The 26,582-nt window shown below is 70.3% G+C and carries 20 protein-coding genes and 1 tRNA gene; 13 read left to right on the forward strand and 8 right to left on the reverse strand.

Features of this window, described 5'->3' with window-relative positions; translation table 11 throughout:
- Positions 1-3 precede the first annotated feature (3 nt).
- Positions 4-510, reverse strand: coding sequence for a ribonuclease FAU-1 family protein (locus G6N60_RS13585; RefSeq protein WP_163743919.1), 507 nt, complete (start codon positions 508-510; stop codon positions 4-6).
- A gap of 70 nt (positions 511-580) precedes the next feature.
- On the opposite strand from G6N60_RS13585, the gene uvrB reads away from it, so the two are divergent.
- Together uvrB and G6N60_RS13595 are read left to right on the forward strand one after the other, a co-directional pair.
- The gene (gene uvrB, locus G6N60_RS13590; RefSeq protein WP_163737896.1) at positions 581-2,743 is read left to right on the forward strand and encodes an excinuclease ABC subunit UvrB; all 2,163 of its coding nucleotides are present in this window, start codon (positions 581-583) and stop codon (positions 2,741-2,743) included.
- 55 nt (positions 2,744-2,798) lie between these two features.
- Entirely contained in the window at positions 2,799-4,211 is a 1,413-nt protein-coding gene (locus tag G6N60_RS13595) for an MFS transporter (protein WP_163737899.1), read from the forward strand.
- Here the strand turns inward: G6N60_RS13595 and G6N60_RS13600 are convergent.
- Positions 4,208-4,912 carry an MgtC/SapB family protein gene (locus G6N60_RS13600; protein WP_163737902.1) on the reverse strand — a complete coding sequence of 235 codons (705 nt, stop codon included), beginning with the start codon at positions 4,910-4,912 and terminating at the stop codon, positions 4,208-4,210. The two genes, G6N60_RS13595 and G6N60_RS13600, sit on opposite strands and share 4 nt — an antisense overlap.
- Positions 4,913-5,053: 141 nt before the next feature.
- Between G6N60_RS13600 and G6N60_RS13605 the strand changes: the two genes are divergently transcribed.
- Positions 5,054-5,124, forward strand: a tRNA-Cys gene (locus tag G6N60_RS13605).
- Here the strand turns inward: G6N60_RS13605 and G6N60_RS13610 are convergent.
- On the reverse strand, positions 5,116-6,063 hold the full coding sequence (locus tag G6N60_RS13610) for a DMT family transporter (protein ID WP_197746937.1): 948 nt from the start codon (positions 6,061-6,063) through the stop codon (positions 5,116-5,118). The two genes, G6N60_RS13605 and G6N60_RS13610, sit on opposite strands and share 9 nt — an antisense overlap.
- A 165-nt stretch (positions 6,064-6,228) precedes the next feature.
- On the opposite strand from G6N60_RS13610, the gene G6N60_RS13615 reads away from it, so the two are divergent.
- Positions 6,229-7,140: a LysR family transcriptional regulator gene (locus G6N60_RS13615; protein ID WP_163737908.1), complete on the forward strand. Its 912-nt coding sequence runs from the start codon at positions 6,229-6,231 to the stop codon at positions 7,138-7,140.
- A gap of 14 nt (positions 7,141-7,154) precedes the next feature.
- On the opposite strand, the gene G6N60_RS13620 is transcribed toward G6N60_RS13615, so the two are convergent.
- Positions 7,155-7,853 carry a hypothetical protein gene (locus G6N60_RS13620; RefSeq protein ID WP_163737912.1) on the reverse strand — a complete coding sequence of 233 codons (699 nt, stop codon included), beginning with the start codon at positions 7,851-7,853 and terminating at the stop codon, positions 7,155-7,157.
- 66 nt (positions 7,854-7,919) lie between these two features.
- Between G6N60_RS13620 and G6N60_RS13625 the strand changes: the two genes are divergently transcribed.
- From G6N60_RS13625 to G6N60_RS13635, 3 genes are read left to right on the forward strand one after another with little or no spacing between them, the layout of a single operon-like run.
- Positions 7,920-9,431 (forward strand): carboxylesterase/lipase family protein, encoded by a 1,512-nt coding sequence (locus G6N60_RS13625; protein ID WP_163737915.1) that lies wholly within the window; start codon positions 7,920-7,922, stop codon positions 9,429-9,431.
- Between the two features lie 45 nt (positions 9,432-9,476).
- Entirely contained in the window at positions 9,477-11,429 is a 1,953-nt protein-coding gene (locus G6N60_RS13630; protein WP_163737919.1) for a primary-amine oxidase, read from the forward strand.
- Positions 11,426-13,411 (forward strand): DUF7064 domain-containing protein, encoded by a 1,986-nt coding sequence (locus G6N60_RS13635; RefSeq protein ID WP_163737922.1) that lies wholly within the window; start codon positions 11,426-11,428, stop codon positions 13,409-13,411. The genes G6N60_RS13630 and G6N60_RS13635 overlap by 4 nt, the downstream gene beginning before the upstream one ends.
- 6 nt (positions 13,412-13,417) lie before the next feature.
- Here the strand turns inward: G6N60_RS13635 and G6N60_RS13640 are convergent, their stop codons facing one another.
- Positions 13,418-14,305, reverse strand: coding sequence for an SCO6745 family protein (locus G6N60_RS13640; protein ID WP_163737924.1), 888 nt, complete (start codon positions 14,303-14,305; stop codon positions 13,418-13,420).
- Complete coding sequence (locus tag G6N60_RS13645; protein ID WP_163737927.1) at positions 14,302-15,024, reverse strand: FadR/GntR family transcriptional regulator; 723 nt, start codon at positions 15,022-15,024, stop codon at positions 14,302-14,304. Before G6N60_RS13645 ends, G6N60_RS13640 begins: the two co-directional genes overlap by 4 nt.
- 120 nt (positions 15,025-15,144) lie before the next feature.
- On the opposite strand from G6N60_RS13645, the gene G6N60_RS13650 reads away from it, so the two are divergent.
- A complete protein-coding gene (locus G6N60_RS13650) occupies positions 15,145-15,645 on the forward strand; it encodes a gluconokinase (protein WP_163737931.1) in 501 nt (166 codons plus the stop codon).
- A complete protein-coding gene (locus G6N60_RS13655) occupies positions 15,642-17,042 on the forward strand; it encodes a GntP family permease (RefSeq protein WP_163737933.1) in 1,401 nt (466 codons plus the stop codon). Before G6N60_RS13650 ends, G6N60_RS13655 begins: the two co-directional genes overlap by 4 nt.
- A gap of 64 nt (positions 17,043-17,106) precedes the next feature.
- On the opposite strand, the gene G6N60_RS13660 is transcribed toward G6N60_RS13655, so the two are convergent.
- The gene (locus tag G6N60_RS13660; RefSeq protein WP_163737936.1) at positions 17,107-18,132 is read right to left on the reverse strand and encodes a DoxX family membrane protein; all 1,026 of its coding nucleotides are present in this window, start codon (positions 18,130-18,132) and stop codon (positions 17,107-17,109) included.
- Positions 18,133-18,243: 111 nt separating this feature from the next.
- Between G6N60_RS13660 and G6N60_RS13665 the strand changes: the two genes are divergently transcribed.
- Positions 18,244-19,656, forward strand: coding sequence for an FGGY family carbohydrate kinase (locus tag G6N60_RS13665; protein ID WP_163737939.1), 1,413 nt, complete (start codon positions 18,244-18,246; stop codon positions 19,654-19,656).
- Here the strand turns inward: G6N60_RS13665 and G6N60_RS13670 are convergent.
- Entirely contained in the window at positions 19,653-20,570 is a 918-nt protein-coding gene (locus G6N60_RS13670; RefSeq protein ID WP_163737942.1) for a LysR family transcriptional regulator, read from the reverse strand. The two genes, G6N60_RS13665 and G6N60_RS13670, sit on opposite strands and share 4 nt — an antisense overlap.
- 156 nt (positions 20,571-20,726) lie before the next feature.
- Between G6N60_RS13670 and G6N60_RS13675 the strand changes: the two genes are divergently transcribed.
- The 3 genes from G6N60_RS13675 (at position 20,727) to G6N60_RS13685 (ending at position 26,179) form a co-directional block, all read left to right on the forward strand.
- A complete protein-coding gene (locus G6N60_RS13675) occupies positions 20,727-24,905 on the forward strand; it encodes a SpoIIE family protein phosphatase (protein ID WP_179969690.1) in 4,179 nt (1,392 codons plus the stop codon).
- Positions 24,902-25,222: an STAS domain-containing protein gene (locus G6N60_RS13680; RefSeq protein WP_163737946.1), complete on the forward strand. Its 321-nt coding sequence runs from the start codon at positions 24,902-24,904 to the stop codon at positions 25,220-25,222. The genes G6N60_RS13675 and G6N60_RS13680 overlap by 4 nt, the downstream gene beginning before the upstream one ends.
- Positions 25,223-25,315: 93 nt before the next feature.
- Positions 25,316-26,179: an EamA family transporter gene (locus G6N60_RS13685; protein ID WP_163737948.1), complete on the forward strand. Its 864-nt coding sequence runs from the start codon at positions 25,316-25,318 to the stop codon at positions 26,177-26,179.
- Positions 26,180-26,582: the final 403 nt, after the last annotated feature.

Consider the following 26,582-nt stretch of genomic DNA (forward strand, 5'->3'; position numbering starts at 1 on the left):
ACACTACGCTGCCCGCCAGGTGAGGGCCATTTCGTGGGTCGCCAGCCAGCGGTCGAGGTCGTACGCGTGGCGGGCCAGACCGTCGATGGCGGTGACCGCGGTCTGGACGGCTTCGACCGCGGTCGCCGACGTCACCAGGCCCTCCCGAACCGCGTCGAACAGTTCGTCGACGTCGATGAGCGATGGCGGCGAACCGGTCCGCAGGACCAGGTCCAGATAGAGGTCCTCGGCGTGCCAGACGCGGCCGTCGACGGTCACGCGGACGACGTCGAGGTAGTAGTCCTGCTCGCGCTCGTAGCCAGGGTTGAAGTGGAAGATCGTCACCCGTAACCCGAGCGACGGCAGCAGCCACGACTCCAGATAGTGGAACTGGTCGCGGCCCGGCGTCGGCCTGGCCAGGTAGAGGCCCCACGGCTTCTCCAGGTACACCTCGACGGCCCGCACGATGCCCTTGGGGTCGGTGTTCGTGCGGGCGTCGACGTCGAAGACCTCGCGTTTCGGTGGGTGGATGCCGCCAGCCTAGAGCGCGGAGGGTGCTGGGGAAGAGAAGTTGTCGGTGGTTGGTTCTAACCTGGTGAACATGGCTTTCGCTACCGAGTATCCCGTCGTCGCGCACTCCGAGTACCGCGCGGTCGACGACGTCGTGCGCGCAGGCGGCGAGTTCCGGGTCGTCAGCGAGCACTCGCCGGCCGGTGACCAGCCCGCGGCCATCGCGGAGCTGGAGCGCCGCATCAACGCGGGGGAGCGCGACGTCGTCCTGCTCGGCGCCACGGGCACCGGCAAGTCCGCGACCACCGCGTGGCTCATCGAACGGCTCCAGCGTCCCACGCTGGTGATGGCGCCGAACAAGACGCTGGCCGCGCAGCTCGCCAACGAGCTGCGAGAGATGCTGCCCAACAACGCCGTCGAGTACTTCGTCTCGTACTACGACTACTACCAACCCGAGGCGTACATCGCCCAGACCGACACCTACATCGAGAAGGACAGCTCGGTCAACGACGACGTCGAACGGCTCAGGCACTCGGCGACGGCCAACCTGCTGTCGCGTCGCGACGTCGTGGTGGTGGCCTCGGTGTCGTGCATCTACGGCCTCGGCACCCCGCAGTCCTACCTGGACCGCTCCGTCGAGTTGACCGTCGGGGACGAGGTGCCCAGGGACGCCCTGCTGCGACTGCTCGTCGACGTGCAGTACACCCGCAACGACATGTCGTTCACCCGTGGCACGTTCCGCGTTCGCGGTGACACCGTCGAGATCATCCCCAGCTACGAGGAGCTCGCGGTGCGCATCGAGTTCTTCGGCGACGAGATCGAGGCGCTCTACTACATGCACCCGCTCACGGGTGACGTCATTCGCAAGGTCGACTCGCTGCGGGTCTTCCCCGCGACCCACTACGTCGCCGGGCCCGAGCGGATGGCCCAGGCGATCGCCAGCATCGAGCGGGAGCTGGAGGAACGTCTCGCCGAGCTCGAGGGTCAGGGCAAACTGCTTGAGGCGCAACGACTTCGGATGCGCACCAACTACGACGTCGAGATGATGAAGCAGGTCGGGTTCTGCTCGGGCATCGAGAACTACTCGCGGCACATCGACGGTCGTGGGCCGGGTACCGCGCCCGCGACCCTGCTCGACTTCTTCCCCGAGGACTTCCTGATGGTCATCGACGAGTCGCACGTCACCGTGCCTCAGATCGGTGGCATGTACGAGGGCGACATGTCCCGCAAGCGCAACCTCGTCGACTTCGGCTTCCGGCTGCCCTCGGCGGTGGACAACCGGCCGTTGACGTGGGAGGAGTTCGCGAGCCGCGTCGGGCAGACGGTCTACCTGTCGGCGACGCCCGGTCCCTACGAGCTCAGCCAGTCCGCCGGCGAGTTCGTGGAGCAGGTCATCCGCCCGACCGGGCTGGTGGACCCGCACATCGTGGTGAAGCCGACGAAGGGCCAGATCGACGACCTGATCGGCGAGATCCGCAAGCGCACCGAGCTCGACGAACGCGTCCTGGTGACGACGCTGACCAAGAAGATGGCCGAAGACCTCACCGACTACCTGCTCGAGCTCGGCATCAGGGTGCGGTACCTGCACTCCGAGGTCGACACGCTGCGCCGCGTCGAGCTGCTGCGGCAGCTGCGGCTCGGCGAGTACGACGTGCTCGTCGGCATCAACCTCCTGCGAGAGGGTCTCGACCTGCCGGAGGTCTCCTTGGTGGCGATCCTCGACGCCGACAAGGAAGGATTCCTGCGGTCGGCGAGGAGCTTGATCCAGACGATCGGCCGTGCCGCCCGCAACGTGTCCGGCGAAGTGCACATGTACGCCGACAAGATCACCGACTCCATGCGCGAGGCGATCGACGAGACCGAACGCCGACGGGCGAAGCAGATCGCCTACAACGAGGCCCACGGTGTGGATCCTCAGCCCCTGCGCAAGAAGATCGCCGACATCCTCGACCAGGTCTACCGCGAGGCCGACGACACCGACGCCACCGTCGACGTCGGCGGATCGGGCCGCAACGCATCACGGGGCCGGCGGGCGCAGGGCGAGCCGGGACGTGCGGTCAGCGCCGGGATCATCGAGGGGCGCGACACCTCGAACATGCCGCGTGCCGAGCTGGCCGACCTGATCAAGGACCTCACGGCCCAGATGATGGCGGCCGCGCGGGATCTGCAGTTCGAGCTGGCCGGTCGCATTCGCGACGAGATCCACGACCTGAAGAAGGAATTGCGCGGCATGGATGCTGCCGGCCTCAAGTGAGGCCGGGGCCCCATGGCTTGATCTCAACCGTGGTTGAGCTTCTACGGTGGCCGTCGTGACGCAGACGCAGCGCTCCGCCAAGGGCGGATGGCGTGAACTCCTCGGCCCGCGGAATCTGGGTGCCTCGACGGTGCTCGCCGGTGGGGTGGCGCTGTATGCCACCAACGACTTCCTGACCATCAGCCTGCTGCCCAGCGCCGTCACCGAGATCGGCGGTCAACGACTCTACGCCTGGGTGACGACGGTCTATCTGGTCGCGTCGGTGGTGGCCGCCACGACGGTGGGCCCGGTGTTGACCAAGCTCGGGCCGCGCTGGGCCTACGTCTCGGGGCTGGTCGTGTTCGGCGTGGGCAGCGCGACGTGCGCGGTGGCGCCGAGCATGGAGTTCCTGCTCGTCGGTCGCGTGGTGCAGGGGGCCGCGGGCGGTCTGCTGGCCGGGTTGGGCTACGCCGTCATCAATGCCGCTCTGCCGCAATCGTTGTGGACGAGGGCGTCGGCGCTGGTGTCGGCGATGTGGGGGGTGGGCACGCTGGTGGGGCCGGCCGCCGGGGGACTGTTCGCCCAATTCGGTTCGTGGCGTTGGGCATTCAGCGCTCTAGCCATCCTGACCGCGGCCATGGCGCTGCTGGTGCCGTTCGCGCTGCCGGCACGGGAGTCCGGCGACCGGCGGCAGGCCGACCGCATCCCGGTGTGGTCGCTGCTGCTGCTCGGCGCCGCGGCGTTGGCGATCAGCGTGGCCGGCGTCGTCCACGACGTCGTGACGACGGCGGTGCTCCTGGTCGCCGGGGTGGCACTGGTGGCGCTGTTCCTCGTCGTGGACCGACGCACCGAAGCATCCGTGCTGCCGCCCACGGCCTTTCGCCCCGGCCCGCTCAAGTGGATCTATCTGACCCTCGGCGTGCTGATGGCCGCGACGATGGCCGACATGTACGTGCCCCTCTTCGGGCAACGGTTGGCCCATCTGGCGCCCGTCGCCGCCGGGTTCCTGGGCGTCTCCGTCGCGGTCGGGTGGACGATCAGCGAGATCACCAGCGCCTCGCTGACCCGCACGGCGACCATCGTGCGGGTCGTCACCGCCGCGCCCCTGGTCATGGCGACCGGACTGGCAGTGGCGGCGCTGACCCAGGTCGTCGACGCGCCGGGCGTCGTCGTGGCGGTGTGGGTGGGAGCGCTGATCGTCACCGGCACCGGTGTCGGCGCGGCGTGGCCCCATTTGTCGGCCTGGGCGATGGGCAGCGGGAGTAGCCCGGCCGAGGGCCGCACCGCGTCCGCGGCGATCAATACCGTGCAGCTGATGTGCGGCGCGTTCGGCGCGGGGGTGGCCGGCGTCGTCGTCAACCTGACCGAGCGCGGTGATGCGACCGCCGCGCACTGGCTGTTCGCCACCATGGCCGTCCTTGCTGCCCTCGGCGGCGTCGCCTCCTACCGCGCCAGCAGGGACCGCACGGCGCGCTCGGGCGTCGGCTAGTCGGGATCGTCGTCGATCTGGCGTACCGCGGTCACCCCGTCGATGCGTGCCAGCGCGGACGGCGCCTGGCGAATACCGTTGCCGGACAACGTCAGGAACGCTCCGCCGGCGGGGTCTGCCTCCAGCTCCGCGAGCTGCCAGTCGCGCCGGTCGCAGGCCTGCAACACCGCCGCCAGTACCTCGCGGTCGTCGGCATAGGTGACGTGGACGCGGATGGATCCGCTGAGCCGCGATGCCAGCCGCTTCGCCAGCGGCATGAACCCCAGAATGATGAGGAAGTGCATCGCGGTCACCACGCACGCCAGCAGCAGCAGGCCCGAGCCGGCGGCCATGCCAATCGCGGCTGATTCCCAGACCGCCGCTGCGGTCGTCAGACCGTGTACCGAGCCGCGGCGGAAGATGATGATGCCCGCGCCGAGAAAGCCGATGCCGGAGACGATTTGGGCCGCCACGCGAGACGGGTCGACGACGACGAGCCCCTGCACCAGCACGTCGGAGAATCCGTACTTGCTCACCAAGAGGATCAACGCCGCGGCGAGGCCGACGATGGTCTGGGTTCGCAGGCCCGCGCTCTTGCCCTGGATCTCGCGCTCGAGACCGATCAGGGCGGTCAGCCCGAACGCCGTGAACAGTTCGACGAGCTGGCGGACGCCTTGGCCGGGTCCGCCGAAGAACGGAGGGTCGGCCAACCACGCGATCATGCGGACAAGGTATCGCGGACGTCGCGCTCGGCGGTGGATCTCGGGACGTTCCACACGGACTCTGCCCACGCCGGTCGCAAGCGATCACACCGAGCGAAAGGGTGGGCTGGGCGGTGGCGCGGTGGCATCGTCAACGTCGACGCGGGTGTGGCTGAGTGGCTAGGCACCGGCCTGCAAAGCCGTTTACACGGGTTCGAATCCCGTCATCCGCTCGCGTGTCTCGACTCTGCGTCCATGGCGCGGAAGTGCGAGAGGCCGTGGCTCGACTCCGCCCTCAGCACAGAGTCGAGCCCTCGGCGTGCGTCGGCGACGCGGCCCCAGTGGGTGCCCAGCAGGATGAGTGCTGCCCCGCTGACCCCGACGGCGGTGACGGGATCTCCGGCGAGCAGCACCCCGAACGCCGCGGCGCACAGCGGTTCGGTGCCCAGCAGCAGGCTCACCCGCGCCGGCGAGGTGCGCCGCACGGCCCACGTCTGCACGACGAAGGCGAACACCGTGCAGACCAGCGCGAGGTAGCCGACGAGGAGCCATGACCGCGTGGTCAGGTGAGCTGCGACGGCACCGACGCCGCGCCCGGTGAACGGCGACAGCGTCGCGAACACCACCAGTCCAGTACACAGCTGGACGAGGGTGACGCGGCCGGAGTCGAAGGTGCGTCCCGCCGAGAGCCGCGCGAGGACGGTCACGTGGACCGCGCGCGCCGCGGCGGCGAACAGGATCCACAGATCGCCGACGTTCGGCATGGCGAATCCACCGGCCTGAGTCAGCAGGCCGACTCCCGCCACCGCGACGACGGCCGCGCCGTAGCACGCCGATGGGAGGTGCGTGCGCCGGATCCAGTGCTCGCACAGCGGCGTCATGACGATCGTCAGGGAGATGATGAGCCCCGCATTGGAGGCCGACGTCCCGACGACACCGAACGTCTCGAGGGTGAACACGACGCTGAGAAGGAGCCCACACAGCGTGCCCACGGCCACCTCGGAACCACTGAGGTGCCGCAGCCGCGGTGCTAGCACGACGGCCAAACCCAGTGCGGCAACGGCGAATCTGAGCACGAGGAACGCGAACACGCCGTCCGGGGTGATGAGCTCCTTGGCGGCGAGATAGCTCGATCCCCACCCGACGGCGACGGCCAGGAGCGCGAGATCCACGGGGGAACGGAGCGGACGGTGCACCAGTGGCGCCCCTCTCGATCGGCACGGAGCCGGCCACCTCGACGGCCGGGCGGCGGCGGGTGCCGCGGCGACACCATGATCGGCAGGATCGATCCGGTAGGACAAGCGAGACTTTTCGACGGCAACGTGTAGTTTTGCTACATGGATGCCTCGCGGCTGCGCCTGTTGCGCGAACTGGCCGAGCGCGGCACGGTCCATGCCGCCGCCGACGCGATGTCGCTCACGCCCTCGGCGGTGTCCCAGCAGCTCAAGATCCTGCAACGCGAGGCAGGCGTGCCGCTCCTGGAACCCGCCGGGCGCCGGTTGCGGCTCACCGACGCCGGCCGGGTGCTGGTCGCGCGGGCCGACGAGGTGCTCGCCGCACTGGACCGCGCGCAGGCGGACATGGACGCACTGCGCACCACACCGCTCGGGGTCGTGCGGGTCGCCATGTTCCCCTCCGGCGCGGCAATGTTGTTGGCAGCGCTCATCACTCGAGCCGCGGCCGTCGGCGTCGACGTGCTCGGGCGCGACGTCGACCTGCCCGCGGCGAGTGCGCCGGCCCAGCTCGCGGACTTCGACGTCGTCGTCGTCCATCGAGACGAGCGTGACGCCGCGCCGTGGGGTCCTCGCATCGACTCCACCCCGCTGCTCCGGGAACCGCTGGAAGTCGTGCTGCCGCCCCGTCATCGGCTGGCGCGGCGCACCCGGGTGCCCCTCGCCGAACTCGCCGACGAACCGTGGATCAGCGTCGAGGGCGGTCTGATGGTCGACGACGTGTTGCGCTCGCTGGCCACCATCTCGGGGGTGCAACCGCGAGTCGTGCAGCGCGTCAACGACTTTCGGGTGACCGAGGAACTGGTCATGGCGGGTGTGGGCGTGGCGCTGATGCCGCGCTACGTGCTCGCGACGCGGGCTTTGGTCCGCCGACCCCTCGAGGGAATCCGCGTCGCCCGTCGCATCGAAGCCGTCACCCGGGCCGGCGCGACCGCGCGACCCGCCGTCGGCGCAGTCGTCGACGTGCTCGCGACGGTGGCGCAGGAGATCGTCACCGCGAACACCCGGCCGGAATGAGCGCGCGGGGCGGCTCAGCAGCTCAGTCGCCGACCGATGCCGGCGGGCGGGGACACCGTCTGGAGGCAGCCGAATCCCGTGACACCGGAAGCGTTCATCGCTACCGCCGACTGGTGGGCGTAGTCGACGCAGAACAGCCCGGCGACGGCATCGGCCCGGCACCGGTAGTCGCCGAACGCCAACGTCCGGCCCGCGGGCAACTCCGCGCCCGTGCCGTTGCCGAACGGCCCGGGATCACCGTGCACCGACCCGACGTCGACGGTGGTTCCCGGGAAGTCGACCCAGTTGCCCTTCCATTCGCCTTCGGCGTCGGCGGGGCGCGGTGGCGGGTTGGTGAGCTTGAGCAGGCAGGCGAGCGCACCGTCCTGGTACTGGTTTGTGACGCAGTTCGCGGCCGTCCCCGCCGTCGTGAAGGCGACGCCGTCCCCGAGCGACGTGGCTTCGCCGTCCCTGGTCATCGTGTGGAAGCCGGCGGGATCGGCGGGTGTGCCCGCCTCGATCCACGCGATGACGGCGGCGATGCCGGCCCCTGCGGCGGGCGCCGCGGTCGGCGCCGGCTTCGGCGAGGTCGACGTCGGAGAACCGGTGGGCGCCGAACTGGTCGGCGCGCTCGACGTGGGCGATGACGTGGGCGACGACACGGGCGATCCGACCGTGCCGCTCGAACAGGCCGCCACCAGCGCCGACGCGGCGATGACCGGGACGAGTCGCATGGGCACCAGGTTAGCGGGCGGCCCGTCCGCCGCGTCTTCCGCGGCCGGGTTCGCTAACGTCGGGTGATGCACGAACGCACCATTCGCGTCACCATCGACAGCGGCGTCATCGAGGGGTTCACCTCCGACGGCGTGCACCGCTGGCGTTCGATTCCGTTTGCCAGCCCTCCGGTCGGTCCGCTGCGCCTGCGGGCGCCTCGACCCGTCGAGCCGTGGCCGGGCGTGCGCTACTGCCATGGGTACACCTACTGCGCGCCACAGGACCGCAAGTACACGATGACCGGCGTCGGCAAGTTCCAGCCGATGAGTGAGGACTGTCTGACCCTGAACGTGGTGGCCCCCGAGACCGTCGGCGCGACCGACGGACCACTTCCGGTCATGTTCTTCATCCACGGCGGCGGCTACATCCTCGGCAGCTCGGCCACCCCGATCTACGACGGTGCCGCCCTGGCGCGGCGCGGCTGCGTCTACGTCTCGGTGAACTACCGCCTGGGTGCGCTCGGCTGCATGGACCTCTCCTCGCTGAGCACGCGCGAGCACCCGATCGAGGACAACCTGTTCCTCCGCGACCTGGTCATGGCATTGCGCTGGGTCAGGGACAACGCCGCGGTCTTCGGTGGCGATCCGGACAACGTCACCATCTTCGGCGAGAGCGCGGGCGCGCACGCCGTGGCGACGCTGCTCGCCACCCCGGCCGCCAAAGGGCTCTTCGCGCAAGCGATTTCGGAGAGTCCGGCCAGCGGCATGGCGGGGCCGCCCGACGTCGCGGCAGCATTCGCCGACGACTTCGTCGAGGCCCTCGGGGTCGACCGGTCCGACGGCGCCGCGGCCGCGATGGCGGCGCGGCCCTCGGAGTTGGTCACCGCGCTGAATCGGGTGATGCGGCACGGCATGAAGGAGATGCGCGGCGCGTTCGTCGTCGGCCCGACCTACGACACCGAGTACCTGCCGACCGATCCGGTGCGGGCCATGGCGGACGGTACCGCCCACCGGGTGCCGCTGATCGTGGGCACCAACGCCGACGAGGGCCGGCTGTTCACCCGGTTCCTGCAGTTGCTGCCGATGACCGAGCCCGCCATCGACATGTTGCTCGCCGACTCCGACGTCGAGTCCCGCGAGCGGATCACGAAGGCCTACCCCGGCTATCCCAGCCCCAGCGCGTGCGTGCGGCTCGGCGGCGACTTCGCGTTCGGGACCGCCGCGTGGCAGATCGCGTCCGCGCACGGCAGGCACGCCCCGACGTTCGTCTACCGCTACGACTACGCACCGCGCACGTTCCACTGGTCGGGTCTGGGTGCCACGCACGCCACCGAGCTGTTCGCGGTCTTCGACGTCTACCGCACGCGGTTCGGTTCGCTGATGACCGCGGCCGCCGACCGCCGCTCCGCCCGGCGGGTGAGCAACGACGTGCAGAACAGGTGGCGGGCATTCAGCCGTACGGGGGTTCCCGGCGACGGCTGGCCGGAGTACGGACGCGACCGGGCCGTCATGGTCTTCGACCGACGCTCGCGCGTGGAGTACGACCCCGACGCCGAGCGCAGAACGGCGTGGGAGGGTTTCACGCTCGCCACGCACTGAGCCATTCTCGCTGCGGGGCCAGCAGCGATGTGATCCAGTGAAGGCGTGACGCACCCCCTGGATCCGCTCTCGGCCGACGAATTCCGCGCTGTCGCTGCACTGTTGCGGCGCGAGCGGCAGGTCAGTGCGACGCCGACGGCGACGTCCGAGCTCGGATGGCGGATCGCCTCCGTCGAACTCGTCGAGCCGAGCAAGGACGAACTCGCGGCGTTCGAGGCCGAGGGGACGGTGCCCGAGCGCCGCGCCAAGGCCATCTGCCTGAATCGCTCCGCCAACGCCACCTACCGCAGCGTGGTCGCGCTCGGCGCCGACCGCGTGGAGACCTTCGAGCACGTGCCCGGCGTGCAGGCCAACTTCACCGTCGACGAGTTCACCGAGTGCGACGAGATGTTGCGCGCCCATCCCGACGTCATCGCCGCGCTCGCCCGCCGCGGCATCACCGACCTCGCCAACGTCTTCATGGACACCTGGACCTTCGGGGCCGCGGTCGCGCCGCCGGAATACCGCGATCGCAGACTGGGCTGGTCGGACACCTGGCGCAAGGAGGCCCCCGGCGCCAACCCGTATGCGCACCTGATCAGCGGACTGCACTGCATCGTCGATCTGAACACCATGGAGCTGCTGCGGGTCGAGGACGACGGCGGCGTCGAAACCCCAATTGTCATGGGCGAATACGTGCCCTCGCATGTTCCGGAGCGCATCCGCGCGGCGTCGACCCGCGAACCGCTCACGCCGCTGTTCGTCACCCAGCCCGACGGTCCGTCCTTCACGCTCGACGGCAACCTCCTGCAATGGCAGAACTGGTCGCTGCGCATCGGCTTCAACTACCGGGAGGGCATGACGCTGCACACGGTGGGCTACCGCGATGGGGGCCGCGTCCGGTCGGTGGCGCACCGCATGTCGTTCGCCGAGATGATCGTGCCCTACCGCGACTCGTCGGTGGATCACTACCGCCGCACCGCGTTCGACATCGGCGAGTGGGGTCTCGGCTTCATGACGACGTCACTCGAGCTGGGATGCGACTGCCTCGGCGAAATCCGTTATTTGGACGCCGTGATCCACGACAGCGCGGGGGAGCCGATCACCATCGTCAACGCGATCTGCATCCACGAGGAGGACGGCGCCGTGCTGTGGAAGCACGTCGACCACGATGCGGGCGCCGAGGTGCGGCGCATGCGCCGCCTCACCATCTCGTTCCACGTGACGGTCGCGAACTACGAGTACCTCGTCTACTGGCGGCTCTACCAGGACGGCAACATCGAATGCGAGGTCAGGGCCACCGGCATCATGGTCACCACGCCGTTGGCACCGGGCGCCCCGCACCCCAACGGCACGCTCGTCGACGAGCGGACGTATGCGCCCTTCCATCAACACTTCCTGGTCGCGCGCCTCGACATGGACGTCGACGGCAGGGACAACACGGTCGTCATGTCGGAGTCCTACGCCGAGCCGATGGGACCCCAGAATCCGTACGGCCTCTCGGTGGTCACCAGGAACGTTCCGCTGCGCACCGAGAGCGAGGGCAAGCAGGACGTCGACTTCAGCACCCAGCGTGGGTGGAAGGTGGTCAACACCAACGTCGTCAACGGTCTGGGCACCCATCCCGCCTACAAGCTGGTGCCCGGCGGTGCCATCCCGCCGATGTTCGATCCGGAGTCACCAGTGCTCAAGCGCGCCAACGTCATTGGTCACACCCTGTGGGTCACGCCGAACTCGGCCGCCGAACGTTGGCCGGCGGGGGAATTCGTGAACCAGTCGGAGAGCGACACGGGTCTCGGGCAGTGGACCACCGCGAACCGGTCCATCGACGACACCGACGTCGTGCTCTGGTACGTCTTCGGGCTGCATCACATCACCCGCCCGGAGGACTGGCCCGTGATGCCGGTCGACGTCGTGTCGTTCTGGCTCAAGCCCTTTGGCTTCTTCGACCGCAACCCGGCCCTCGACGTGCCCCCCACCGTCTCGGACGTCTGCCACGCCGAGAGTCGACCCTCGTGAACCCGCCCCTCGTGCAGCGCCCCGACGACCTCACCACGGAGTGGCTGACCGAGGCGCTCGGTGCGGGCCGCGTCGGCGCGTTCTCGACCGAACGCATCGGCACCGGGCAGATGAGCGAGTGCTACCGCGTCGCGCTGACCTACGCCGACGGCGAGCACGGGCCCGCGTCGGTCGTCCTCAAGGTCGCCGCGGCCGATGCGAGCAGCAGGCAGACCGGGCTGGCGATGGGCCTCTACGAGCGCGAGGTCCGGTTCTACACCGACGTCGCACCCACACTGGACGGGCCGCTCTCACCGTGCCACCACGCCGCCTACGATCCGGCCACCGGCGCGTTCGATCTGCTGCTGGGCGACGCCGCGCCCGCCGCCGTCGGCGACGAGATCGCCGGGGCCTCGATCGCCCAGGCGACGCTGGCGCTGACCCAGCTCGGCCGCGTGCACGGGCCGCTGCTCGGCAATGCCGCGCTGGCGGGCGCCGACTGGCTCAACCGCGAATCCCCGCTCAGTCAGGGCCTCTTCGCGGCCCTCCATGTCGGGTTCAGTGAGCGCTACGGAGACGCCATCGCCCCCGAACACCGCGACGTGTGCGAACGGCTGGTCGCGTCGTTCGACGCCTACGGCCTCGCCCAGGCGGCCGACGGACGACCGCAGGGACTGGTGCACGGCGACTACCGCTTGGACAACCTGCTCTTCGGCGAGGACGGCGCCGACCGCCCGCTGACGGTCGTGGACTGGCAGACCGTGACGTGGGGACCTGCGCTCACCGACGTGGCCTACTTCCTCGGCTGCGCACTGCCCGTCGAGCAGCGCCGCGCGCACGGCGACGAGCTGCTGCGCGCGTACCACGACGCCCTCGGCCCCGACGCCCCGCTCACCCTCGACGACGTCCGCGACGGCGTCCGCCACGCCAGCTTCTTCGGGGTGATGATGTCGATCGTCTCGCCCATGCTCGTGGAGCGCACCGAGCGTGGGGACCGGATGTTCATGACGATGATCGCCAGGCACTGCAGCCACGTCATCGACCTGGACGCGCTGTCGATCCTGCCGCCGCCCGCCACACCGGAACCGTTGCGGCCCAACGTAGTCGACGAAGGCCCGCACGAGCCGACCGATGAGGCGCTGTGGAGCGAGAGCTGGTACTTCGACTTCGCCGACCCCGGCCAGAACGTCGGCGGCTGGCTGCGCCTCGGGCTGCTCCCCAATCAGGGACGTGCCTGGATCAACGCCCTCCTGTGCGGGCCCGGCCTGCCCACCGTCGCCGTGCTGGACTTCGCCGCGCCCCTGCCGACCGATCACACCCGCGTCCGCACCGACGAGGTCGACCTGCGGCTCGACGCCACCGCGCCGCTGCAGTCCTACCGGGTGTCGCTGCGTGGCCGCGGGCTGGCCTACGACGATCCGGCGGGCCTGCTGCACGGCGCGCCCGGCCGGCCCGTCGACCTGGAGCTGGACCTGGTGTGGACCACCGCGGGGGTCCCGTATCGGTACCGCCTGTCGACGCGGTACGAGATCCCGTGCACGGTGTCGGGCACGGTGACCACCGACGGCCATGCGTTCGCCCTGACCGACGTCGCAGGCCAGCGCGATCACTCCTGGGCGGCGCGGGACTGGTGGGGGATGGACTGGGTCTGGAGCGCACTGCATCTCGACGACGGCACCCACGTCCACGGCCTCGATCTGCGCATCCCCGGTGCGCCCCGGATGGCGGCGGGCTACGTCCAGCGCGACGGGCAGCTGGTGGAGCTGCAGACCGTCGTCGCGACGGAGACCTTCGGCGCCGACGGGCTGCCGCTCGCCACCACGCTCGACCTCGAGCCGGGCGGCCTCACCGCGACCATCGACGTGCGCGGGCACGCCCCCGTGCTGCTGTCGTCGGACGACGGTAGGGTCAGCAGCTTTCCGCGCGCCTGGGCCACGGTGACCACGACCGACGGCCGCACCGGCGTCGGCTGGATCGAATGGAACCGCAATGGCGCGACCTGAGCCGCGTCAGTCCAGATGAGCGCGGTCGTCGTCGAGGTCGTCGCGGCGTAGGCCCATCGGGGTCGCGGCGGGGACGTCGCCGCCGGCGATCACGGCCCTGGTGATGGGCGTGAGCGTGGCGAAGAGCAGCTCGAGCTCGCGGTCGCTCAGGGCGTCGAACGCCGACAGCGACATCGCGTCGGTCGTGTCTTCGAGGTGCTGCTTGAACGCGCGGCCCGAATCCGTCAGTGCGCCACCGTCGTCGAGCAATCCCATGGCGGCGAGCCGCTGCGAGCACGAGCTCCACTCGGCGTCGTCGTACTGTCGGCTGCGCACGATGAAGTCCTTGGGCACGCGATCGGCCGCCGCATGCAGGACGTTGGATTCGCGGCCGCCGACGCCGTGGGCGACGAGGACGGCGACGTGCGTGTCCCCGCGGTGTTCGCGAAGCAGGGTGGCAGCGTGCCAGAGTCGCGCGACGGGCTCGTCGGGCCAGGGCAGGGCGCGGTTCGCCGCGTAGAGCGCCCGCCCGTCGAGCGGCGCCGCGGCGGCCGCCTTGCCGAGCAGGTCGGCGGCCGTGCGCACGGCGTCGTCGTCGGTCACCCCACAACGACGCAGCGCAGCTACCGCGGCCGACTCGCGCGCCCGCAGCGCGGCGGCCGGGCCGGCATGCTCCCACGCGTCGGGCAGGGCCCTGGCGACGTGGCCGGGCGCGAAGTTGTAGAAGAGCGCGGCGACGACATCGGCCCCCACCGTGCCGAGCGGGGCGGCGCGACCGCCGAAGTAGCCCATCCAGTAGCCCCGAAATCCCAACTCGTCGAACGCCTGACGCGATTCCGGTGCGAAGTAGGTGAGCGCGTGTACGGGTTCGAACCGGTCGAACAATCGGCGAGCCGTCGTCGGTGTCCTGCTCATCGTGCCTCCTCCGTCGAACTGACGTCGCTGACCGCTTCGTCGATGATGGCCCGCATCGCGCGCTCCGCCGCCTCCTCGTCCCGCAGCCGGATGGCACGGGCGACCTCGTCGTGCAGGGCGATGGCCTCGGGATTCGGCGTCCGAGGCATCATGCCGTGGTGGGTGCGTCCGGTCAGCACCTCGGCCACGACGCCGTTGAGCGCGCGGAACATCTCATTACCGCTGGCCTCGAGAAGTGTTCGATGAAACACCTTGTCGGCCAACAGATATGACTCCAGATCACCCGCGCGTCCATGCATCACCATGTCGGAGACCGCGGCCGCCATGATCCGGCACTGATGCGGATCGGCGCGACGGGCGGCCAGCGCGGCCGCCGCAGGCTCGAAACCCCGGCGCAGCTCGGACAGTGACATCAGTTGCGCGGCACGGTCACCGGATTCCATGCGCCACCGAATCACCCTGGGGTCGAACACGTTCCACCGGTCGACCGGTTGAATGGTGATGCCGACCCGGCGGCGCGAGGCGACCAGGCCCATCGATTCGAGCACCCGGACGGCTTCGCGTGCCACGCTGCGCGAGACGCCGTATTGCGCCCCGACGCGTTCGAGGTTGATCACCCCGCCCGCGGGCAACACCCCCGAGGCGATCTCGGCGCCCAGACCCATCAGGACGTTGTCGTGCAACGCGCTGACAGGCGAGGGCACGATCACGGCATACATCTTGTCATAGCGTCCACTGGCGGGAGTAAGACAAGCTTTTTCCGCCATTCGATTGCAATAATCAGATCATTACGGCACGCTGTGTGATGCCAAACACGAGCAATGGGGGAGGGTCGGGCAGTGGCGTCACCGATCGTGGTCATGGGCGTCTCGGGTTCGGGGAAGTCGACCGTCGGGGCAGCGCTCGCCCAACGCTTGCGCGTCCCGTTCGCGGACGCCGACGACCTGCACCCCGCCGCGAACATCGCGAAGATGACGGCGGGCCATGCGCTCACCGACGAGGACCGCCGACCGTGGCTCGACGTGATCGGCCGCTGGCTCGCCGACCATCGCGAGGGCGGCGTCATGAGCTGCTCGGCGCTCAAGCGCGCCTACCGTGACCAATTGCGCTCGCACTGTCCCGACGTGGTCTTCCTGCACCTGGCGGGCACCCCGGAGGTGATCGGCCGCAGGCAGGCGAGCCGGCCCGGCCACTTCATGCCCCCGTCGCTGCTGGCCTCGCAGTTCCAGACACTGGAACCCCTCGACGACGACGAGGCCGGCGTCGCCATCGACGTCGATCAGGGCATCGACTCCATCATCGAGGAATACCTCGCACGCACCGGGCAGGAATCGTCGTGACCGCCGGCCTCACCGTGCTCGCCGACGACGCCCCGAAGCTGACCGAGCCGGTGGCCTCCGGTGGGCAGTTGCTGCTCGCCTTCCTGGCGGGCATCGCGGTCATCGTCGTGCTCATCACGGTGGTCAAGCTGCATCCGTTCCTGTCCCTCATCTTCGGTGCCCTCGTGGTCGGCATCGTGGCGGGTCAGGACGTCCAGGCCGTATTGTCCTCGTTCGCAAAGGGATTCGGCGATACCGCCGCCAGCGTCGGCACCCTGATCGCGCTGGGCGCCATGTTCGCCAAGCTCCTCGCCGACTCCGGCGGGGCGGACCAGATCGTCGACACCATCATCGGGCACTCCTCACCGCGGATGCTGCCGTGGGCAATGGCGTTGGTGGGAGCCATCATCGGGCTGCCGATGTTCTTCGAGATCGGTCTCGTGCTGCTGATGCCCGTCATCTACCTGGTGTCGCGCCGGTCGCAACAGTCGCTGGTGACCGTCGGAATCCCGGCCCTGGCCGGACTGTCCGCCATGCACGGATTCGTGCCGCCGCACCCGGGTCCACTGACGGCCATCGGCCTGCTCCACGCCGACCTCGGCATCACGCTGGCGCTCGGCGTGGTGGTCGCCGTCCCGACGATCCTGCTGGCCGGCCCGCTCTACGGCCGGGTGGCCGGACGCTGGGTGGTGGTCGACGCACCGGACACCTTCAACGCCGACCGGCTCGCCGACGGGGAGCAGCGGCGCCGCCCCTCGTTCGGCATCACGCTGTTCAGCATCCTGCTGCCGGTCGTGCTGATGCTCGGCAAGGCCGTCGTGGACGTGCTCCTCAGCGCCAAGACCCACCCCGTGCGCCAGGTCCTCGACACCCTGGGCACGCCACTGGTCGCGCTGCTGATCGCGGTCGTCGTCGGCATGTTCACCCTGGGCAGGGGCGCGGGGATGGACCGCCGCGAGATCACGGCGTGCATCGAGTCCGGTCTACCGCCGGTCGCGAGCATCATCCTGATCGTGGCCGCGGGCGGCGGCTTCAAGCAGGTACTGGTCGACACCGGCATCGGCACGCTGCTGGCCCGCTGGGCGGAGGGTGCGCACGTCTCGGTGCTCGTGCTGGCCTGGGTCATCGCGGTGCTGATCCGCCTGGCCACGGGCTCGGCAACCGTCGCGACCATCACGGCGTCGTCGCTGGTCGTCCCGCTGGTTGCCGGATTGCCCAGCACCCAGGTGTCACTCGCCGTCCTCGCGGTCGGCGCGGGTTCGCTGTTCTTCTCCCACGTCAACGACGCCGGGTTCTGGTTGGTGAATCAGTACTTCCGGCTCACGGTGGGGCAGACGATCAAGACGTGGTCGATCATGGAGACCGTGCTGTCGGTCAGCGGCCTGGCCGTCGTCCTGCTCCTCGACCTGGTGGTCTGACACGCAGGGGGAGCGGTGGCCGCCGCCGGTGGCCGCGACGCGATCCACCGGCGGCGGCACAGCGTCAGCCGACGCGCTTCTCGAGTTCCTTGCGCGCCTTCTTCACGTCCTTGCGGGCCTGCTTGGCCTGCTTGCGCCCGACCTTCGCCAGATCCGCGCCACGGTCCTGGGCCAACTCGGCGAGTTCGTTGCCGCGATCGCGGGCACGGTCGGCGAGCTCGGCCCCGCGGTCACGAGCCGCGCTCGCGAGTTCGGGCGCCTTGTCGCGGGCGGCGTCGACCAGCTTGGAGCTGCGCTTCTGGGCGACCTCGGCCAACTCGGCGCTGCGATCCTGGGTGACCTCGGCGAGGGCGGCGCCGCGCTTGCGGGCGGCCTTGGCGATCTTGGGTGCACGGTCGCGGGCCACGTCGGCGAGTTCGCTACCTCGCTCGTAGGCCACGTCGGCCAGCTCGGCACCGCGCTTCTGCGCGACGTCGGCCAGCTCCGCACCGCGCTTCTGCGCGACGTCGGCCAACTCCGCGCCGCGCTCGCGGGCCACGTGCAGCCCGCTGTGCAGTCCGTCGCCGATCTTGTCGACCAGTTCGGCGTCGATCAGCGCGCCGCCGGAACTCGACGGCAGCACGCCCGTCACGGACTCGCTCAGCTTCCGCGCGGCCCGACGACCGCGCCAGCCGAGCGACGGCCGGCCCTCGGTGTCGACCGACGCGATGATCAGCCCGCCGATGAGGCCGACGTCGGCGAACAGCGCCCGCCGCTCGGCGGCCTTGCGGGCGGGATCCGTCTCATTCCAAAAGGCATGTCCACCAAGGCTTCCCGGCACGACGCTGACGGCGAGGGCCGCCGACGAGAGGCGGGGCAGCTTACCGCTGGCCAGCAGCAGGCCGGCGCCGATCTGAACGCCGGCGGTGATCTTCGCGACGGTCTCGGCGTCGGTGGGAACGTTCGGGCCGACGGGGTCGGGGAGCTTGCTCAGCCCCTCGAGGGTCGGGCGGGCGGCGTCAGCGGCGGGCTTGGGGCTGCGCAGTGCCTCTACACCGCGGGTGATGAACGTGGTGGCCAGCATGGGACGCGCGATTCGACGGATCAACATGCGGCGGGGTTTCCCCGGCGGGCCCGGATGCAAACCCGCTCTTCGCCCGCGTTCCCAGCGTCCTTTCAACCGCCGTTAGGGTGGGGGTTTCCATTGTCGAAGGAGGTCGTCGTGGCCCTCGTTGCGGGAGTCGATTCGTCCACGCAGTCCTGCAAGGTCGTGATCTGCGACGCCCACACCGGCGAGGTCGTGCGCTCGGGATCCGCGCCGCATCCCGCGGGCACCGAGGTCGACCCGGCGCGCTGGTGGGCCGCCCTCGCCGACGCGTCCACGGCCGCGGGCGGTCTGGACGACGTCGAGGCGGTCGCGGTCGGCGCCCAGCAGCACGGCATGGTCTGCCTCGACACGGCGGGCAACGTCGTGCGGGATGCCCTGCTGTGGAACGACACGCGATCCGGCGCCGCGGCCGACGCGCTCGTCGACGAACTCGGCGGGCCCGGCGAGTGGGCCGAGCGCATCGGCGTGGTGCCCGTCGCGTCCATCACGGCGACCAAACTGCGCTGGTTGGCCGACCACGAACCCAAGAACGCCGACGCGACCGCCGCCGTGTGTCTGCCGCACGACTGGTTGACGTGGCGGCTCACCGGATCGACAGACGTCGCCGACATCCGCACCGACCGCAGCGACGCCAGCGGCACCGGGTACTTCGCCGCCGCGGACGGCACCTATCAGCCGGACCTGCTGCGACTCGCGATGCGCGGCCGCCAGCCCGCCGTCCCCACCGTCCTAGGGCCGAACGACTCGGCGGGGCGGACCACCGCCGGCGCGGTGCTCGGCGCCGGAGCCGGCGACAACGCGGCCGCCGCGCTGGGACTCGGGGTCGGCCGCGGTGACTGCGTCGTCTCGCTGGGCACCTCGGGGGTGGTCAGCGCCGTCGGCGACGCCGCCGCCCACGATCCGGAGGGCCTCGTCGCCGGATTCGCCGACGCCACCGGGCGTCAGTTGCCCCTGGTGTGCACGCTCAACGGCGCGCCCGTGCTCGCCGCGGTCGCCACGATGCTGGGAGTCGACTTCGACGAGTTCGACCGGCTGGCGCTGTCCGCACCCGCGGGCTCGGAGGGACTCGTGCTGGTGCCCTACTTCGACGGCGAACGCTCCCCGAACCTGCCCGACGCCGCGGGGGCGCTGCACGGCGTCACCACCCGAAACCTCGTTCCCGCCAACGTCGCTCGCGCCGCCGTCGAGGGGCTGCTGGCCTCGATCCAGTTCTGCATCGGGGCGATCTCCCGCCAGGGCGTCGACGTCGAACGGGTGATCATGGTCGGCGGAGGTGCCCGCTCGGAGGCCGTACGCCGCATCGCGCCCGCGATTCTCGGCATGCCCGTGCACGTTCCCGCGCCGGGGGAGTACGTGGCCCGCGGTGCGGCGCGTCAGGCCGCCTGGGTCCTGTCGGGCTCCGATGCCCCACCCCCGTGGGAGGTCGACGTGACGGCATCGTTCACCGCCGAGCCGACGCCCGCGGTCCTCGAGCGGTACTCGGCGGCGCAGTCGCTGACCCTGGGTCAGCGCGCGTCGGGCGCCTAGGGCCTGGCCACGGGTCGCGGCCACTTCACCTCGGCGACAACACCATTGGCCGGTCGCAGCCGGTCGGTCACCGCCCGCAGCGGCGACCACGTCGACCGGCCGATCCTGGTGACCGCATACGCCGTAAGCACCACGCCGGGATCCTGGAGCGCGACGACCTCGACCCCGGCGCTACGGGGTCGGTGCAGGGGGAGCAGACCCACCCCGTACCCGGCCGCGATCAGGTCCTCGACCAACTCCAGGCTGTCGATCTGGTGGGCGATGCGGGGCTGAAAGCCGTTGAGCGCACCCAGTGTTCGCACGGCACGTTCGTCGGCGGTGTTGCGCGAGTTGACGATCCAGTCATGCCCGGCGTACCTCGAGACGTCGGCGGGCCCGTCGGAGTCGGCGGCGGGGACGCCGAGCCCCCACGGGGTCGACCACAGCGGCGTGGCCTCCAGGACCGGGCCGGGACTCGCCGGAGCCAAGTTGTAGTCGTAGGCCAGCACGAGATCCAGATCGTCGTCGGCGAGCAGCGCGAAGGCCTCGATCGGTTCGTACTCGCTGACGATGACGCGCACGGCCGGGTGAGTCCGGGCCAACTCCGCCAGTATCGGGAGCAGCGACACGCGAATGCCCGTCGAAAACCCGCCCACCCGAAGCGTGCCCGCGGGTTCGGCCTCGGGGTCGAGGTCGAGACGCGCGGTGTCCACCGCCGCCAGGATCGTCACCGCGTGATCGGCCAGCCGGCGACCCGCCGGAGTCAACCGCACCCGTCTGCCCTGCGGCTCGATCAGGTCGACGCCGACGTCCTTCGCCAGCGCGGCGATCTGCTGGGACACCGTCGAGGTGGTCAGGTGGTGCGCTTCGGCGACCGCTCGCATCGAGCCGAGACGCGACAGCGCGAGCAGCAGCAGGAGTCGGCGGGTGTCCACGCACGCATTGTCGTCGGGGTACCCCGCGGGGCCCGCCTGGGGTCGGTCTCGGTCAAGGGCGGTGTCGAGGGGGCATGATCGGGGTACCTTCGCTGGTGGCGAGGGGGGCGGTCTCCCCGGTCGCCGGGACGTCGTCGTACGAGAGGGCTGGATTGCGTGAGCGCTGGGCGGCACGAGTCCCACGACGGCGTCTTCGACGCTGATCCCCAGATCGGCGGGGATCTGGCCCAGGTCGATTGGGCGGCAACGCCGCTCGGCAATCCGGACCAGTGGCCGCAGAGCCTGCAGACCGCGGTCAGCATCCTGCTGTCGACGCGGTTCTCGATGTGGATGGCGTGGGGGCCCGAGCTCACCTTCTTCTGCAATGCGGCGTATCGCCGGGACACGCTGGCGGCGAAGTATCCGTGGGCGCTGGGCCGGCCGGCGAGCGAGGTGTGGGCCGAGATCTGGGACGACATCGGACCGCGGATCGATCGCGTGCTGTCCACCGGCCAGGCGACGTGGGACGAAGCGCTGCTGCTGTTCTTGGAGCGGTCCGGGTATTCCGAGGAGTCCTATCACACGTTCTCCTACAGCCCGCTGCGCGACGACGACGGCACGGTCGTCGGAATCCTCTGTGTCGTAAGCGAAGACACCGAGCGGGTGATCAGCGGTCGACGCATGACGACGCTGCGCGAACTGGGCTCCGACCCCAGCGTGCGCCCCTCGGAGGCAGAGATGCTGGACTCCGCGGCGCGCCAACTCGAGCACAACCTGAACGACCTGCCGTTCACCCTGACCTACCTGTTCGACGACGACGGGTCCGCGCGGCTGGTGGCCACCAGCGGCATCACCGCCGGGCACCCCGTGGCGCCGGCCGAGTTGCCCGCGGACGCGCCCGGCGTATGGCCGCACGAGGCATCGAGACGTGGCGACGCGGTGCTCGTCGAGCTGACGGGTGACCCCTACGCCGACCTGCCGACCGGCGCCTGGCCGGCACCGCCGACCCACGCGCTGGTGGTGCCGCTGCAACAGCAGGGCGCCGCTCCGCTGGGTTTCCTGGTCGCCGCGCTCAACCGCTACCGGCCCCTCGACGACGGCTACCGCGGGTTCGTCGAACTGATCGCCGCGCACGTCGCCGCCGAGGTGGGCAGCGCGCGCAGCTACCGGGCCGAACAGCGCCGCGCCGAGGATCTCGCCGAGCTGGACCGCGCCAAGACCACCTTCTTCTCCAACATCAGCCACGAATTCCGCACGCCACTGACCCTGATCCTCGGCCCGGTGGCGGATCTGCGGGCGCGCGCCGGGGGCATCGACGACGCGGCCCGCCACGAGCTGGACGTCGTCCATCGCAACGGCCTGCGGCTGGCGAAACTGGTCAATACGCTCCTGGACTTCTCCCGCATCGAGGCGGGCCGCATGCAGGCCCGGTACGAACCGGTCGATCTCGCGGCCGTGACGGCCGAACTCGCCAGCGTCTTCCGCTCGGCCGTCGACCGGGCCGGCCTGGACCTCGTGGTCGACGCCGAACCGCTGGAGAACCCCGTCTACGTCGACCGCGACATGTGGGAGAAGGTCGTCCTCAACCTCCTGTCGAACGCTCTGAAGTTCACGTTCGACGGCGCCATCACGGTGCGGGTGACGAGCGAGGGAGGCGAGGCCGTCGTCACGGTGGCCGACACCGGCATCGGCGTCGCCCCCGACGAGATGCCCCGGCTGTTCGAGCGCTTCCACCGCATCGAGACCGCGCGCGCCCGGTCCAACGAGGGCAGCGGGATCGGTCTGGCGTTGGTCAAGGAGCTCGTCGAACTGCACGGCGGCACCATCAGCGCCACCAGCACGCCGGGTGCGGGCACGACCTTCGACATCCGCCTGCCGTTCGGCTCTGCCCACCTTCGACCGGAGAACCTGGCGGAGGGGCCGACCCGCACCGGCTCCGCGACGGCCGACCCGTACGTCCAGGAGGCGCTGCGATGGCTGCCGTCCGAGGGGCCGACCACCGACGAATCGATCTCCGGGTCGACCGACGTCGGCAGCGTGGCCGCACCCGCGCCCGTCTCGGGACCACGGGCCCGCGTGCTGGTCGCCGACGACAACACCGACATGCGCGAGTACCTGGTCCGACTGCTGGAGGCGTCGGGGTACGACGTCGAGGCCGTCGGCGACGGGCAGCAGGCCCTGGAGGGAGTGCGGGCGCACCTGCCCGACCTGGTCGTCAGCGACGTGATGATGCCCCGGCTCGACGGCCTCGAGCTCGTCGCCAGGCTGCGCGCCGATCCGCGCACCGCGGTGGTGCCCGTCCTGCTGCTGTCGGCGCGAGCCGGGCAGGAGGCCTCCATCGAGGGGCTGCACGCCGGTGCCGACGACTACCTGGTCAAGCCGTTCGCCGCGGCCGAGTTGCTCGCCCGCGTCCGCGCCAACGTCGAACTGTCGCGGTTGCGCAACCACCACGCCCGCTGGCGCACCGCGCTCATCGACTCCCTGCAGGAGGCGTTCTTCGTCTGCGACGACCGGGGCGCGGTCATCGAGACCAATGCGGCGTTCGCCGACGTGCTCGGCTACGGGGCCGACGGGTTGCCCTACGAGCCGCCCCACCCCTGGTTCCCCGACGCGGAGTCCGACCCCGAGGCCTACGAGCAGGTCGCCGAGTCCTTCGCCGGCCTGCTCGATCAAGAGCAGGGGACGTTCACCGTTCCCGTCACCCACCGCGACGGGCACCGGCTCTGGGTCACCTTCACCTTCAACCACGCCGAGGACCCCGACACCGGGCGTCGCGTCATGGTGGGCACCTTCAGGGACGTCACCGCCGAGCACTACGTCGTACAGCGTCAGACGGCGTTGGCGGCGTTGAATCAGGTTCTGGCCCAAGCAGATACCGTGGACGAGGCGGTGCTGTCGGCGGCCGGGCGGCTGCACGAGCTGTGGCGGACCGACCGGGTCCTGGCCGTCACGTTCCCGATGGCCGGGGCGCCGACACCCATGGGTTCCGACGCCCCGCGGGTGGTCGGCGTCGGGACGGGCGCACCACAGTGGACGGAGTTGCCACCGCAGACGCGATCCGCGATCGAGACGTTGCGCGACGGCGACCTGCTCGTAGTGGACGCCTCCGCCCCGGGTTCCGCCGGGATCGCGCTGCAACATCCACACGGCGTGCTGGTGCTCAGGGTGGACTTGTCCGAACGACGACACTTCACCGCCGAGGATCAGACTCTGCTGGTGATGCTGGCGGGTCGGCTCGGGCAGGGTCTGCACCGCGTCCAGCAGCTCGACCAGCAGCGCGAGACGGCGCTGGCGCTGCAGCATGCCATCCTCGGGCCTGCGGACCTGCCCGCCGGATTCGCGGTGCGCTACGCGCCCGCGTCCAGTCCGCTGCAGGTCGGCGGTGACTGGTACGACGTCGTCGAGCTCGACGACGGCCGCATCGCGCTCATCGTCGGGGACTGCGTGGGACACGGCCTGGCCGCGGCGACGGTGATGGGCCAACTGCGCAGCGCCTGCCGGGCACTGCTGCTCGAACAACCCAGTCCCAGTGCCGCGCTCGCCGCGCTGGACCGGTTCGCCGCACGGCTACCCGGCGCGGTGTGCACGACGGCCTTCTGCGCGGTGCTCGACACCGGTACCGGCGAGCTGACGTACTCCAGCGCCGGTCACCCACCGCCGGTCCTCGTCCACGGCGACCGCACGGCGACGACCCTCGAAGACGGCCGGGCGATCCCACTGGGCTTGCGGCCCAATCGGTTTCGGCCGGAATCCCAGACCGTCCTGCCGCCGCGCGCCACGCTGCTGCTCTACACCGACGGCCTGGTGGAGCGCCGCAGGCAACCACTGGACTTCGGCATCGCGCGGGCCACCGATCTGGTGCGCGAGGGCAGCGCGCTCGACCTCGACGAGTTGGCCAGCGACATCCTGTCGCGGCTGACCCCGGAGGGCGGGTATCAGGACGACGTCGCGCTGCTGCTGTACCGCCAGCCGACGCCATTGCACCTCGACTTTCCCGCCAGTGTCGACGAGCTCGCCGGCACCCGCACGGCGCTGCGCACGTGGTTGACGCGGGCCGACATGAAGGCCGATCAGGTGCAGGACGTCCTGATCGCCACGGGGGAGGCGGTCGCCAACGCCATCGAGCACGGACACCGCAACTCGCCGGGAGGCACCGTCACCCTGCGGGCCACCGCGCTCGCCGACCGCGTGCTCGTCACCGTGGTGGACACCGGTGTCTGGAAGACGCCTCGCCCAGACGTCGACATCACCCGCGGTCGCGGTGTCACACTGATGAAGGCCCTCATGCAGGACGTGTCCATCGTTCCCGACGCGAACGGCACCACCGTTCACATGTACTCCAGGATCGCGCCATGACGACACCGTTGACCATCGACGTCAACCGCCGAGACGGTGGGACCGTGGCCGTCGTCGCCACCGGCGAGATCGACCTGAGCAACGTCCATACCTTCGCCAGCGCACTCGACGACGCCATCGCCGGAAGCAGCGGCGCGCAGGTGACCGTCGACCTCAGTGCCGTCGACTACCTGGACAGCGGGGGCATCAACGTGCTGTTCGACAAGGCCGATCACATCCGGCTCATCGTCAAGCCGCTGCTGATTCCGGTGCTGACGATCAGCGGTCTCACCGAGCTGGCCACGGTGGAAGCCGCCGAAGGCCGTCGCAACGGGTGAACCCGGCCGGAGCCTGACCGTTCACGAATCGTGAACGGTATGTCCGCGAATATCACGTGGACCCGAACGGTCGTCATCGCCTTCAATACCGGCATGACCGTTCACCACGCGCGCACCGGCGTCCTCATGGCCCTGGGGTCGATGACCTGCGTGCAGGTGGGCCTGGTCGTGGCGATCGGCCTGATCGATCGCATCGGCGTGGAGGGCGCCGCCTGGCTGCGGCTGACCTGGGCCGGCGTGTTGCTCGTGATCGTGGTGCGCCCCCGTCGATCGGCGTTCACCAAGACCACCCTGCTGACCTGCGTCGTCCTCGGCGTCGTCACCGCAACCGTCACGCTGTCGTTCATGGCGGCCATCGGCCGGATTCCCCTCGGCACGGCGAGCGCGCTGGAGTTCCTCGGGCCCCTCGGCGTCGCGGTCTGCCGCGGTGAGGGCAGGCACCGCCTGGCCTGGCCGGGCGTCGCAGCCCTCGGCGTTCTGCTGCTCACCCGGCCGTGGGAGGGTGCCATCGACCCGGTCGGCGTCGCGTGTGCCCTGGCCGCCGCGGTGTGCTGGGCGGCGTACATCCTGTTGACCCAGCGGGTCGGCGACGGCGTCGAGGGGGTCAACGGGCTGGCCGTGTCGATGGGGGTCGCGGCCGTGGTCTCGACGGTGGCCGTGGGGCACTGGGTGATACCGCGCATCACACCGGAGATCCTGCTCGTCGGGGTGGGCCTGGCCATCCTGCTTCCCGTCGTCCCCTTCACCCTGGAGCTGCTTGCTCTGCGCAGGCTGACGACCGCGTCCTTCGGAACGCTGATGAGCCTCGAGCCCGCCCTCGCGATGCTCGTCGGATACGTGATGCTGGCGCAGCGCCCCGGTCCGACCGGGCTGGTCGGCATCTGCCTCGTCGTCGTCGCGGGGATCGGCGCCGCGCGCACCGGCACCCGGACGCCGGCTCTCGTCGCGGTTAACTGACCGCCCGGCGTGTCGCGTATCGAGCTACCGACCGCCTCGCGGGCAGCTACGAAAATGCCGTTCCCGAAACATCATTCGGAATGAGTCCGGCAAACGATGATCATCGACGGTGATCCCACCCGGCGGCGCGACCACACGGCCGCTGAGGCGGCGCTGACGAGACTCGGGCCTGCATAAAGAGGTTCGATGCTGCGCTAGGCCGCGTGCGCTGCCACCGCCCGTCGGCACCGTTGCCGGCCATGCCGCCCGCCGAGATGGCGCTGCGGGCTCCGCAAAGAAACCTACCAGCCAGTCGCAAATAATTTGCTATGCGTCAAAATGGCGACACAATTTCCTGGTTAGACATTGTTTATACCAAAGGTATTATATTGCTTAGAGAGCTCGGACAGCCATGAAAGGGAGC

It is taken from the genome of Mycolicibacterium madagascariense (genome assembly GCF_010729665.1).
Taxonomy (GTDB): Bacteria; Actinomycetota; Actinomycetes; order Mycobacteriales; family Mycobacteriaceae; genus Mycobacterium; species Mycobacterium madagascariense.

What these genes read in the sequence shown, in the direction of transcription:
- uvrB (WP_163737896.1), top strand. Translation starts at nt 581, where the DNA reads ATGGCTTTCGCTACCGAGTATCCCGTCGTCGCGCACTCCGAGTACCGC.
- G6N60_RS13600 (WP_163737902.1), bottom strand. Translation starts at nt 4,912, where the DNA reads ATGATCGCGTGGTTGGCCGACCCTCCGTTCTTCGGCGGACCCGGCCAA.
- G6N60_RS13615 (WP_163737908.1), top strand. Translation starts at nt 6,229, where the DNA reads ATGGATGCCTCGCGGCTGCGCCTGTTGCGCGAACTGGCCGAGCGCGGC.
- G6N60_RS13620 (WP_163737912.1), bottom strand. Translation starts at nt 7,853, where the DNA reads ATGCGACTCGTCCCGGTCATCGCCGCGTCGGCGCTGGTGGCGGCCTGT.
- G6N60_RS13625 (WP_163737915.1), top strand. Translation starts at nt 7,920, where the DNA reads ATGCACGAACGCACCATTCGCGTCACCATCGACAGCGGCGTCATCGAG.
- G6N60_RS13640 (WP_163737924.1), bottom strand. Translation starts at nt 14,305, where the DNA reads ATGAGCAGGACACCGACGACGGCTCGCCGATTGTTCGACCGGTTCGAA.
- G6N60_RS13645 (WP_163737927.1), bottom strand. Translation starts at nt 15,024, where the DNA reads ATGTATGCCGTGATCGTGCCCTCGCCTGTCAGCGCGTTGCACGACAAC.
- G6N60_RS13660 (WP_163737936.1), bottom strand. Translation starts at nt 18,132, where the DNA reads ATGTTGATCCGTCGAATCGCGCGTCCCATGCTGGCCACCACGTTCATC.
- G6N60_RS13680 (WP_163737946.1), top strand. Translation starts at nt 24,902, where the DNA reads ATGACGACACCGTTGACCATCGACGTCAACCGCCGAGACGGTGGGACC.
- G6N60_RS13685 (WP_163737948.1), top strand. Translation starts at nt 25,316, where the DNA reads ATGACCGTTCACCACGCGCGCACCGGCGTCCTCATGGCCCTGGGGTCG.